Raw genomic sequence first — 11,744 nt, forward strand, 5'->3', positions numbered from 1 at the left:
TGCGGGGCTCCCCGGGAGGGGCGGTACTGGGTGGAGCGGGCCCTTGAGGCCAATCCCGAGCCCACGGTGGAGCGGGCCCGCGCGCTGTGGGTCGCCGGGCTGCTCGCCGCCGTCACCCGGGAGCTCGAGCACGGCCGGCGCCTCGCCGAGGAGGCCCGCGCGCTCGCCCTCGCGCTGGGCGACGAGGCCGAGGCGGCGCACGCCGGTTACGTCATCGGCGTCATCACCCTCTTCCTCGGCGACCTGCCCACCGCCCTCGCCCACTTCGAGGCCGCCGCGGACCGCGGCCGCGTCCCCGGCCAGCACCTGAGCCTGGTCGGCCTGGAACGCGTCGAACTCGCCTGCGCGCTGGGCTTCCTGGGCGAGGCGGACCGGGCGGTCGCCGTCTGCGAGGAGACCCGCAGGCTGTGCGAGCGGCACGGCGAGGAGTGGGTGCACTCGTACGTGTCGCGGATGCTCGCCCTCGCCCACACCGTGAAGCGCGACTGGCCGGCCGCCGAACACCACGCCCACCAAGCCCTGCGCCGCAAGCTCGCCGTCCACGACGTCACCGGCATCGCCCTCACCCTCGACCTGCTGGCCCGGATCGCCACCGAGACCGGCGCCCACCACCACGCGGCGCTCCTGCTCGGCGGCGCCGACCGGGTCTGGTCCGGCATCGACCGCGACCGCTGGGGCTCGGCCGCCCTCACGACGCCCCGCGAGGACAGCGAGCGCCGCGCCCGCCAGTCCCTCGGCGAGTCGGCGTACGAGAAGGCGTACCGGTACGGCGGTGAGCTGGAGCTGGCGGAGCTCGTGGGGCACGCGCTCGACGAGGCCCGCGGCGCCCCGGACCCGGCCGGCGGGCCGAAGGGCTCCCACCTGACGCCCCGTGAGTCCCAGGTGGCCGACCTCGTGGCCCAGGGCCTGGCCAACCACCAGATCGCCGACCGCCTGGTCATCGCCCGCCGCACCGCCGAGGGCCACGTGGAACGCATCCTCGGCAAGCTCGGCCTCGACAACCGCAGCCAACTCGCCGCCTGGGTCACGGCCCGGCGCTGACCCACCACCGCACACGGCACAGACAGGGGAACGCGTGAGCAGCCAACCACAGGTGTTCGACCACCGCATGACCGTCCTCGGCACCGACGACGCCTTCGTGGCCGCCGCCGTCCCCTTCCTGGCCCACGCCCTGGACAGCCCCGGCGAACCCCCGCCGGTCGCCGTCGCCGCCCCCGACAAGCTGGACCTCCTGCGGGACGCCCTCGGCGCCGACGCGAAGAGCGCCGTCCTCCTCCCGCACACCGACTGGTACACCGGCTCCGCCGCCAACGCCGTCGCCCAAGCGGCCGGTTACCTCGCCGCGCACGCCGGCCCCGGCGGCCGTATCCACCTGCTCATGGAACCCGTCTGGAACGGCCGCGCCGGACGCTCACCGCGCGAGAGCGCCGAGTGGATCCGCTACGAGGCCCTCGCCAACCTCCTGTTCGCCCCGTTCGCCACCACCGCCCTCTGCGTCTACGACACCCGCACCGCCGGCCCCGCCCTCATCGCCGAGGCCCGCCGCGCCCACCCCGACACCGACGTGTACGAGGACCCGGTACGGCTCGCCGCCGAGCTGGACTCCGTACCCCTGCCGCCGCCCCCCGCGGACGCCCGCACGCTGACCGGCGCGGACGCCGAGGCGGTACGGGCCTGGGCGGGCGGCAGCGGGCTGCCGGCCGCGGACGCCGAACTCTTCGCGCTGGCCGTCACCGAGGCCGCGGCCGCGCTCGGCCCGCTCGACCGGGTCCGGCTGTGGGGCGAGGCGCCGGCCTGCGTCTGCGAGCTGCGCTCCGCCCGCCGCGTCGGCGACCCCCTGGCCGGCTTCGTCCCGCCGGACACCGGCGAACTGGAGCCGGGCCAGGGCCTGTGGTACGCCCGCCAGGTCTGTGCCTACGTCGACGTCCGGGACGACGCGGCGGGGGCGACCGTACGCCTGCAGTACGGGTAGGACCCGGGACCCGCGGGCGGGGAAACAGGTATATCTACCCGTGCGCCCCGCCCCCGGCCCGACGACCATGGACAGCATGCTGCAACTCCGGAACGGCTTCCACCGCCGACCGCCCGTCGGAGCCGGTCATCTGACCGTGGAGTACGACCCCCGCCCCTCCGCGGTCCGCGAGGCCCGCGCCGAGGTGCGCAGGCAGTTGGAGGGATGGGGGCTCACGGGCCAGGACGAGCTGCTGGACACCGCGGAGCTGCTGGTCAGCGAGCTGGCGACCAATGCGCTGCTGCACTCGGCGAGCCGCTTCCGGGTGACCTTGTCCGCCGCGCGGGGCGTCATTCGCTGCGAGGTGCAGGACACCGGCCGGCGCACCCCGCAGGTGCTGGAGGCGGGCAGTTCGGAGAGCGGGCGGGGGATGTTCCTGGTGGACGCGCTGGCCCGCAGATGGGGCTGCCATCAGGACGGGCAGCGCAAGACGGTGTGGTTCGAACTCTGACGCGCCCTCTTGTCGGCCCGGGCCCGCTGCGGTTTCTTGATCTGCATGGCGGACAGCTCGGGAAACCCTCAGGCACCACAGGCCGACGCAATCGACTCCTCTCCCCGCAAGTCCAGTTGGAAGTACATCGGCCCCGGCATCGTGGTCGCCGCGACCGGTGTGGGCGCCGGCGACCTGGTGGCCACGCTGATCGCCGGCAGCAGCTTCGGGTACACGCTGCTGTGGGCCGCGATCATCGGCTGCCTGGTGAAGATCTCCCTGGCCGAGGCGGCGGGCCGCTGGCATCTGTCCACCGGCCGCACCCTCTTCGACGGCTGGGCGAGCCTCGGCCGGTGGACGACCTGGTTCTTCGTCGGCTACGTCGTGATCTGGGGCTTCGTCTACGGCGCGGCGGCGATGTCGTCGAGCGCGCTGCCCCTGCAGGCCCTCTTCCCCGATGTGATGGACCTGGAGTGGTGGGGGATCGCCTGCGGGCTGGTGGGCCTGGTCTTCGTCTGGTTCAACAAGTACGCCGTCTTCGAGAAGGTCATGACGGTCCTGGTGGGCGTCATGTTCGTGGTGACGGTCTACCTGGCGATCCGGGTCACCCCGAACCTCGGCGACGCCTTCGCGGGGCTGCTGCCGGTGCTGCCCGACGCCGACGACTCCGTCCTGAACACCCTCGGCCTGATCGGCGGGGTCGGCGGCACCATCACGCTGGCCGCGTACGGCTACTGGGTCAACGCCAAGGGCTGGACGAACACCGGCTGGATGAAGGTGATGCGCCTGGACAACCGGGTCGCCTACGCCACCACCGGCATCTTCGTCGTCTCGATGCTCTTCGTCGGCGCGGAGCTGCTGCACTCCGCGAACGTGGCGCTCGCGAGCGGCGACAAGGGGCTGCTCCAGCTGAGCGACATCCTGGAGGAGGAGTACGGCACGGCGACCGCCAAGTTCTTCCTGATCGGCTTCTTCGCCACCTCGTTCACCTCGCTGATCGGCGTCTGGCACGGGGTGAGCCTGATGTTCGCGGACTTCGTCGAGCGCTACCGCAGGGGTGACGCGACCCGCGGCGAGGACATCGCGGCCGGCCGCCGCGAACGCAGCCTGCCCTTCCGGATCTACCTGCTGTGGCTGACCTTCCCGCCGATGGTCCTGCTCTTCCAGGGCCAGCCCTTCCGCCTGATCATCATCTACGGCGTCCTGGGCGCGGCGTTCCTGCCGTTCCTGGCCGGCACCCTGCTCTGGCTCCTCAACTCGGCCCGCACGCCGAGGGAGTGGCGCAACGGCGCCCTGAGCAACTCCATGCTGGTGATCGCGGGGCTGCTGTTCCTGGTCCTGTGCGTGAAGCAGATCTGGGACCAGCCGTGGTCGGAGTTCTTCTGACGGACTCCGGCCACGGCCGGCCCTCTTCGTCGGGGGACGGCGCCTACGGCAGCGCGTGCACGTGCGGGCCCACCGCGTTGGACCACGCGTTGCCCGCCGTGGCGTCCCAGTTGGTCGACCAGGTCATCGCGCCGCGCAGGTCGGGATAGGTCCGGGACGGCTTGAAGGAACCGCAGTTGGTGCCCTTCGCCAGACAGTCGAGCGCGTTGTTCACCACGGTCGGTGACACGTACCCGCTGCCCGCGCCCCGGGTCGAGGCCGGCAGGCCCAGGCCGACCTGGGACGGGTCGAGGCCGCCCTCCAGCTGGATGCAGGCGAGGGCGGTCAGGAAGTCGACCGAGCCCTGGCTGTAGACCTTGCCGTCGCAGCCCAGCATCGAACCGCTGTTGTAGTACTGCATGTTGACGACCGTGAGGATGTCCTTCACGTTCAGCGCCGTCCGGAAGTAGGAGTTCGACGTCGACTGCATGTCGATGGTCTGCGGAGCCATCGTCAGGATCATCGACGGTCCCGCCTTGGCCGACAGCGCCCTGAGCGCCTGCGTCATGTAGGTCGCGTTCAGCCCGTTCTCCAGATCGATGTCGACGCCGTCGAAGCCGTACTCCTGCATCAGCGCGTACACCGAATCGGCGAAGTTCGTCGCGGACGCGGAGTCGTTGACCGACACCGTGCCCCGCTCGCCGCCCACCGAGATGATGACCTTCTTCCCGGCCGCCTGCTTCGCCCGGACGTCCGCCTTGAACTGGTCGACGGTGTACCCGCCGAGCCCGGCCGAGTCGAGGTTGAAGGTCACCGCGCCCGGGGTCCCGGTGGCGTCGGCGAAGGCGACCGCGATGATGTCGTACTGCGCCTGGACGTCCGACAGCCTCTGCACGGCCGCGCCGTTGTTGAAGTTCTGCCAGTACCCGGTCACCGCGTGCTTGGGCAGCGCGGGCACGGTCGGGGTCGCCGTGGTCGTCCCCGTCACCGTCGCCGACCGCGGTGACTCACCGGCCGAGTTCACCGCCGTGACCTGGAAGGAGTACGAGGTGGAGGGCGCGAGCCCGGTCACCGTCGCGGACGTGCCGCTGACCGCCGTGACCTTGGTGCCGTTCCGGTAGACGTGGTAGCCGGTGGCGCCCGGGACCGTGTTCCAGGCCAGGGAGATCGACGACGAGCTCCGCCCGGACACCGTCACCCCGCCCGGCGCGGCCGGGACCGTCGGTTCCGGGTCCCCGCCGCCGCCCCCGTCGGGCCCGAACACGGACAGGTCGTCGGCGTAGTAGGCGGCCTGGCCGTACCAGCCGTGCGTGTACACCGTCACCGACCGGGTCGCGGAGCCGGTCCTGAAGGTGGTGGTCAGCTGCTTCCAGCTGCCGGAGTCCGGCGTCCACGTCGACACGTCCGTGGTGCCGGTGCCGGTGACGCCCAGATAGGCGTACCCGCCCCGCACCCACGCGCTGAGCGTGTACGTCGCGTTCGGCTGGACCGCCACGGCCTGGGTGCAGCGGGCGTTGTCCTGCCCGGCCGGGGTCGCCTTGAGCGCGGCCGAGCCGCCGTGCACCGGCGAGGAGACGGCCGTACCGCTGCCGGCGGAACAGGTCCAGTCGGTCAGGCCGGACTCGAAGCCGGCGTTCCTGGCGTTGTTGACATCGGCGGCGGCCGCCTGGCCGGTGCCCGCGAGGGAGAGGGCGAGCGCCAGGGTGACGGCACCCGTCCAGAGACGTGTCGATCGTCTGCGTATGGACATGTCAAAATACGTTGGTCCAGACCAATCCTCTTGTCAAGAGCGGGCGCCGAGATGCTCAACGTGCCCCGATTTGCCGCAACTTGTGGATCGCCAGTTCCTTCATAGCTACAGAAACGCTGTTCTCCGGTCATGGACCCGTGGATACAGTGCTCACGTAGTCACGCAGTGAAGTCGGCTGTGTGTCCTGGGTACCGGAGTGACGCCGGTCGGGCCGGCGGGCATGGGGAGTGGGGAGCTGCGCGTGCCAACTGCCATCGCCGTGACCAGTGCCGACCTGGCGCTGCCGCCGCAGGACGAACGGACCGTCCCCGCCGTCGTGCTCCAGGGCCTGGACCGGCAGCCGCTCGACCGGTCCCTGACCGCCCTGCAAGCGGTCGTCGAGCAGCACGGCCACCTCATCGTCGTCTGCTCCGAGGCCCTCGATCCCGCCGTGGAACGCCGGCTGCGCACCCTGCGCGCCCTCATGGAGAGCGACCGGATCGCCCTCTTCCACCCCGAACTGCCGCCGCTCGGACTCGCCGTCCTGGTCCGCCAGTTGCGCCAGCTCGCCTCCTGCGACCTCAGCCCCGGCGTCCTCGCCTCGGCGGGCCGCCTGCTCACGCACTACATCCACGCCGGGGCGCTCCTCGGCTCCGTCGCCAAGCTCGACCGCGTCCCCGTCGGGCTCAAGTCCCACACCAGGTCCTGGGTCCCGGGCAGCCAGTTCGGCGTGCTCGCCCACCCCGAACCGCAGCTCGTCCGCATCGGCCCCGAAGCAGCGCTGTCCGGCCCGGAGTTCGGCACCCGGATGCTGGTCGCCAAGGGCCAGCTCCAGTCCGACTGGGTCACCGACACCCTGGCGAAGTCCTGGAACGTCCAGGGCCTGCGCGAGGTGCCGTTGCCCGCCGAGTCGGAGCGGTGGTGGGGGACCGGGCGGCTGATCGAGTTCTGCGCCTACCTGTCCGACCTGTCCGTGCTGTACCAGCTGGTGACCTCGGTCCGCCGGAGCGCCTGCCACTGGTGCGGCATCGACGTCATCGGCGACCGCTGTGTCTTCTGCTCCGCCACCCCGCCCGTACCCGAGACCCGCGCAGGCTGACCGAACCCGGAAGCCGCATCCGACCGATCCCGACCGATTCCCCCAATGAGGTTGCACGGTTCATGAACTCCCGTCAGCGCCGCGGCGTGATACTCCTGATCCTGTCGGTCGTCTGCGCCCTCGGCGCCTTCGCCGGCGTGCTGTCCGTCATCGACGACGCCGAGTCCAAGGTCGGCCCCGAGGTCACCGCCTACCGGCTCAAGGCGGACGTCGAACCGTACAAGCCCCTGGGCGCCGCCCAGTTCGAGAAGATCTCGATGCCCGAGCGGTGGCTGTCCGACAACGCGGTCACCGATCTCCGCGAGATCGAGGGCAAGATCGCGGTCACCACCCTGAAGAAGGGCTCCCTGCTGCAGAGCGACATGATCGTCGCGCAGCCGGCCCTGAAGCCCGGGCAGCAGGAGGTCGCCATCATGATCGACGCGGCGACCGGGGTGGCCGGCAAGATCACCCCGAACTCCACCGTGAACGTCTACGCCACCTTCGAGGGCGAGCGGGAGGGCGCCCCCGCCCAGTCCAAGATCATCGTGACCAACGCCAAGGTCCTCGATGTGGGCGACCTGACCCCGCTGAAACCCGACGCCGAGGACCGCAACCGGCAGCCCACCGACGCCGTCCCGATCACCTTCGCGCTGTCCACCCTCGACGCCCAGCGCCTCACGTACGCCGAGTCGTTCGCCCAGCGGGTCCGCCTCGCGCTGGTGGCGCCCGGCGGCGGCAGCACGGTCCCCGAGTCGGACCGGACGTACGAACTCGCGAAGGACAAGTGAGAGGCCCGCATGCCCACGAGGATCCTCCCGGCGGTCGGTGACGCGGACGCGGTCCGGTCGGTCACGACCCTGCTCAGCCAGCTCCCGGACGCCGAGCCGGTCGCCCCGGTGGTCGACTCCACCCAGCTCATCGACACCCTCGCCCGGCTGGCCGCCGAGTCCGTCGACGAACTGCCCGAGGTCGTGGTCGTCCATGAGCGCATCGGCCCGGTCCCCGCCCTGGAGCTGATCCGCGAGGTCGCACTGCGCTTCCCGGCGGTCGGCGTCATCCTCGTCACCTCGGACGCGAGCCCCGGCCTGTTCCAGGCGGCGATGGACTACGGCGCCCGCGGCCTCGTCGCCCTGCCGCTGCACTACGACGAACTCGCCACCCGGGTCCAGGCCGTGGCCCAGTGGTCGACGGGCGTACGGCGCCATCTGGGCGGCGCCGTCGAGGTGTTCACCGGCGTCGGCGGCACCGTCGTCACGGTGAGCGGCGCCAAGGGCGGGGTCGGCACCACCGTCGTCGCCGTCCAGCTCGCCCTCGCCGCCCAGGCCTCCGGCCGCCCCACCGCCGTGCTCGACATGGACCTCCAGACCGGTGACATCGCCTCCTACCTGGACGTCCAGTTCCGCCGCTCGGTCGTCGACCTCGCCGGCATCTCCGACATCTCCCCGCGCGTCCTGGCCGACGCCGTCTTCCGCCACGACAGCGGGCTCGCCCTGCTGCTCGCGCCCGGCGAGGGCGAACGCGGCGAGGAGGTCACCGACCGCGCCGCCCGGCAGATCGTCAGCGCCCTGCGCGCCCGCTACGAGGTCGTGATCGTCGACTGCGGCGCCCAGCTCAGCGGCGCCGGAGCGGCGATCGTGGAGATGGCCGACACCTCCCTGCTGGTCACCACCCCGGACGTGATCGCCGTCCGCGGCGCCAAACGCGCCGTCCGCATGTGGGACCGCCTCCAGGTCCGCAAGGCCGAGGAGACCATGGTCGTCGTCAACCGCCACAGCCGCGGCACCGAGATCCAGCCCTCCCTGATCCGCCAGATCACCGGCACCGCGCTCGCGGCCACCGCGATCCCCGCCCACTTCAAGGAGCTCCAGGCCGTGGTGGACGCCGGCCGCCTGCACGAACTCGACGCCAAGAGCACCGTCAAGCAGGCCCTGTGGACCCTCGCGGGCGAACTCGGCCTGGTCAAGGCCGCGGCGGTCGACCGCCGGGGCGGCCGGGGCGCGGTGAGCTTCCGCCGCCGCAAGGAGATCGGGGGGTAGACATGCGCGTACTCCGCCGCCGGGACGACCGGGGCCAGGTCACCATCGAGTTCCTCGGCATGACCCCGCTGATCATCCTGACGCTCGTGCTGATGTGGCAGTGCGCGCTGCTCGGCTACACCTTCACACTCGCCGGGAACGCCGCCGACGAGGCCGTACGCGCGGGCACCGCCGCCGACCCCGGTGCCCGACAGGGCGCCTGCCAGGCGGCGGGCCTCGACAAGCTGCCCACCGCCTGGGAGGGCGGGGCGCAGGTGACCTGCGCGACCGGCGGAGGGTATGTGACCGCCGAGGTCCGGCTGGAGGTCCCGGTCCTGTTCCCCGGGTCGATCGGCTTCCCCTTCACGGTGGAGGGGCACGCGGGGGCGGTAGAGGAGGCGACGGACTGAGATGCCGTACGAACGCTGCCGCCGGGGCCGTCCCCGGGCGAGCACCCGGGACCGCGGCCAGGTGGCCCTGGAGTACCTGGGCTTCATCCCCGTACTGATCCTGGTCGCCATGGCGGCCGTACAGATCGGGCTCATCGCCTACACCGCCCAGCAGGCGGGCACCGCCGCCCGCGCCGGGGCGCGCAGTGCCTCCCTGGAGGGGCCCTTCGCGCAGGACTGCCAGGCCGCGGTGAGCGGCTGGCTGGCCGACGGGACCACGTGCGCGAGCGCCGGGGGCGGCGACGAGGTACGGGTCACCGCGACCGTCGGCATCCCGTCCATCGTGCCCGGCTGGGACTTCGGGGGCGCCACCAAGTCCGCCACCATGCCGCTCGACCACTGAGGAGCACGAGAGCCATGAGCCTGCGGGCCCGCATCAACACCCCCGAGGAGAACGGCAGCAGGGGCGAGGACGGCCATCTGGTCGCCTCCTACCGGGCCAAGCTGCTGGAGGAGATCGACCTCGCGGAGATGAGTTCGCTGGCCGCGGCCGAACGCCGGGCCCGCCTGGAACGCGTCCTCGGCCACATCATCAGCCGCGACGGCCCTGTCCTCTCCACGGTCGAGCGCTCGCAGCTGATCCGCCGAGTGGTCGACGAAGCGCTGGGCCTGGGCATCCTGGAGCCGCTGCTGGAGGACGCGTCGATCACCGAGATCATGGTGAACGGCCCCGACGCGATCTTCGTGGAACGGGCGGGCCGGGTGGAACAACTGCCCCTGCGCTTCCCCTCCCACGAGCAGCTGATGCAGACGATCGAGCGGATCGTCTCCACGGTCAACCGGCGGGTCGACGAGTCCAACCCCATGGTGGACGCGCGACTGCCCTCGGGCGAGCGGGTCAACGTGATCATCCCGCCGCTCTCCCTGACCGGCGCCACCCTCACCATCCGCCGCTTCCCGCGCTCCTTCACCCTGCACGAGATGGTCGGCCTCGGCTCGCTGGACGAACAGATGGTGTACCTGCTCGCGGGCTTGGTGCAGGCGAAGTTCAACATCATCGTCTCCGGCGCGACGGGCACCGGAAAGACGACCCTCCTGAACGCCCTGTCCGGCCTGATCCCCGAGGTCGAGCGCATCATCACGATCGAGGACTCGGCCGAACTGCAACTCCAGCAGGGCCATGTGATCCGCCTGGAGTCCCGCCCGCCGAACGTGGAGGGCCAGGGCCGGGTCACCATCCGCGACCTGGTCCGCAACTCCCTGCGGATGCGCCCCGACCGCATCGTCGTCGGCGAGGTCCGGGGCGGCGAGTCCCTGGACATGCTCCAGGCGATGTCCACCGGCCACGACGGCTCCCTCGCCACCGTGCACGCCAACAGCACGGAGGACGCGCTGATGCGGCTGAAGACGCTGGCCTCCATGTCCGACGTGGAGGTCCCCTTCGAGGCGCTGCACGACCAGATCAACAGCGCCGTCGACGTCATCATCCAGCTCACCCGGTTCGCCGACGGCGCCCGCCGCATCACCGAGATCGCCGTCCTCGACAGCCACGGCGGCGAACCGTACCGACTGGCCACGGTCGCCCGCTTCAACGCCCAGCCCATGGCGGCCGACGGCCGGGTCTACGGCGTCTTCGAGTACTACCCGCTCCCGCGCCGCACCGCGGACCGCCTCTACATGGCCAACCAGCCGGTGCCACAGGCGTTCGGGGTGGCGCGGACCGTGGAGCAGTTGGCCATCCGAGCGGCCAGGTAGGGAGGGAACGGAACCGATGGAATTCCAGACGCTGATCACGCTGACCACCGGCATCACCCTGCTGACCTGCGCCCTGGCGGTGGCCGGCCTGCACGCCTACGCGGCCGGCCGGGCCCAGCGCCAGGCACTGGTGGACCGCCTCTCGGCGACGGGACAGATCACCACCGGGGGCCGCCGGCGCCGCTTCGGCGACCTGGACCGCAGACTGCGCCGCACGAAGCTCGGCCGGAAGCTGGAACTGCGGCTGGCGGCGACCGGCCTCGACGTGACGCCGGGCGAGTTCTTCGTCTACATGCTGGCCGCGGTGGCGGGCCTGTGGCTGGTCGGCCAGGCGACACTGGCGCCGTTCTTCGGCCCGATCGCGGGACTGCTGGGGGTGTGGGCGGCCGTCCAGTTCCTCAACTGGCAACGGCAGAAGCGCATCGAGAAGTTCATCAACCAACTCCCCGAAATGGCCCGCATCCTGGCCAACGCCACCCAGGCCGGCCTCGCGCTGCGCACCGCGATCGGCATGGCGGCGGACGAGCTGGATGCCCCGGCGGGCGAGGAGCTGTCCAAAGTCGCCAACCAGTTGGCGATCGGCGCCTCGATGGACGACGCGCTGGGCGAGCTGGCGGACCGCCTGCCCTCGCGGGAACTGGTGGTGCTGGTGACGACCCTCGTCCTGTCGAACCGGGCCGGCGGCCAGGTGGTCAGCGCCCTGCGCAACCTGACCGAGACGCTGGAGGAGCGCAAGGAGACCCGCCGGGAGATCCGCACCCAGCTCTCCCAGGTGAGCATGACGTCGTACGCCGTCCCGGCGCTCGGCATCGGCTCCCTGTTCCTGATGAACGGCGTCAAGGACGGCGCACTGGAGCGGATGACCGGCTCACCGGCCGGACAGGTGGCGGTACTCGTGGCGTTCGGGCTGTACGTCATCGGCTTCGTGATGATCCGCCGCCTGTCGCGGATCGACGTCTAGGGGGGAGG

12 protein-coding genes are annotated in these 11,744 nt (G+C 71.7%); 11 read left to right on the forward strand and 1 reads right to left on the reverse strand.

Translation table 11 applies throughout. From position 1 onward, the window contains the following. The 4 genes from M8H82_RS25650 to M8H82_RS25665 form a co-directional block, all read left to right on the forward strand. On the forward strand, positions 1-1,041 hold a 1,041-nt coding region (locus M8H82_RS25650), incomplete at its 5' end, for a LuxR C-terminal-related transcriptional regulator (protein ID WP_250077391.1). Positions 1,042-1,075: 34 nt separating this feature from the next. After that, complete coding sequence (locus tag M8H82_RS25655; protein WP_250077392.1) at positions 1,076-1,972, forward strand: MEDS domain-containing protein; 897 nt, start codon at positions 1,076-1,078, stop codon at positions 1,970-1,972. Positions 1,973-2,048: 76 nt separating this feature from the next. After that, positions 2,049-2,462, forward strand: a complete 414-nt coding sequence (locus tag M8H82_RS25660; RefSeq protein ID WP_250077393.1) for an ATP-binding protein — start codon at positions 2,049-2,051, stop codon at positions 2,460-2,462. A gap of 45 nt (positions 2,463-2,507) precedes the next feature. Beyond that, positions 2,508-3,827, forward strand: a complete 1,320-nt coding sequence (locus M8H82_RS25665) for an Nramp family divalent metal transporter (protein WP_250077394.1) — start codon at positions 2,508-2,510, stop codon at positions 3,825-3,827. 43 nt (positions 3,828-3,870) lie between these two features. Here M8H82_RS25665 and M8H82_RS25670 read toward each other — a convergent pair whose 3' ends face one another. Next, positions 3,871-5,556, reverse strand: coding sequence for a chitinase (locus M8H82_RS25670; protein WP_250077395.1), 1,686 nt, complete (start codon positions 5,554-5,556; stop codon positions 3,871-3,873). 220 nt (positions 5,557-5,776) lie between these two features. Here M8H82_RS25670 and M8H82_RS25675 point away from each other — a divergent pair, with 220 nt between their 5' ends. The 7 genes from M8H82_RS25675 to M8H82_RS25705 all read left to right on the forward strand — a co-directional run bounded on the left by M8H82_RS25675 (position 5,777) and on the right by M8H82_RS25705 (position 11,736). Further along, positions 5,777-6,634: a hypothetical protein gene (locus M8H82_RS25675; protein ID WP_250077491.1), complete on the forward strand. Its 858-nt coding sequence runs from the start codon at positions 5,777-5,779 to the stop codon at positions 6,632-6,634. Between the two features lie 62 nt (positions 6,635-6,696). Continuing rightward, entirely contained in the window at positions 6,697-7,404 is a 708-nt protein-coding gene (gene cpaB, locus M8H82_RS25680; protein ID WP_250077396.1) for a Flp pilus assembly protein CpaB, read from the forward strand. Positions 7,405-7,413: 9 nt separating this feature from the next. Continuing rightward, positions 7,414-8,652, forward strand: a complete 1,239-nt coding sequence (locus M8H82_RS25685; RefSeq protein ID WP_250077397.1) for a P-loop NTPase — start codon at positions 7,414-7,416, stop codon at positions 8,650-8,652. A 2-nt stretch (positions 8,653-8,654) separates the two neighbouring features. After that, positions 8,655-9,041 (forward strand): TadE/TadG family type IV pilus assembly protein, encoded by a 387-nt coding sequence (locus tag M8H82_RS25690; protein WP_250077398.1) that lies wholly within the window; start codon positions 8,655-8,657, stop codon positions 9,039-9,041. A gap of 1 nt (position 9,042) precedes the next feature. After that, a complete protein-coding gene (locus M8H82_RS25695) occupies positions 9,043-9,423 on the forward strand; it encodes a TadE/TadG family type IV pilus assembly protein (protein ID WP_250077399.1) in 381 nt (126 codons plus the stop codon). 14 nt (positions 9,424-9,437) lie between these two features. Then, positions 9,438-10,775 (forward strand): CpaF family protein, encoded by a 1,338-nt coding sequence (locus M8H82_RS25700; RefSeq protein ID WP_250077400.1) that lies wholly within the window; start codon positions 9,438-9,440, stop codon positions 10,773-10,775. Between the two features lie 16 nt (positions 10,776-10,791). Continuing rightward, a complete protein-coding gene (locus tag M8H82_RS25705) occupies positions 10,792-11,736 on the forward strand; it encodes a type II secretion system F family protein (RefSeq protein ID WP_250077401.1) in 945 nt (314 codons plus the stop codon). Positions 11,737-11,744: the final 8 nt, after the last annotated feature.

The organism is Streptomyces sp. YS415, from assembly GCF_023544665.1.
In the GTDB taxonomy this organism is placed as follows: domain Bacteria; phylum Actinomycetota; class Actinomycetes; order Streptomycetales; family Streptomycetaceae; genus Streptomyces.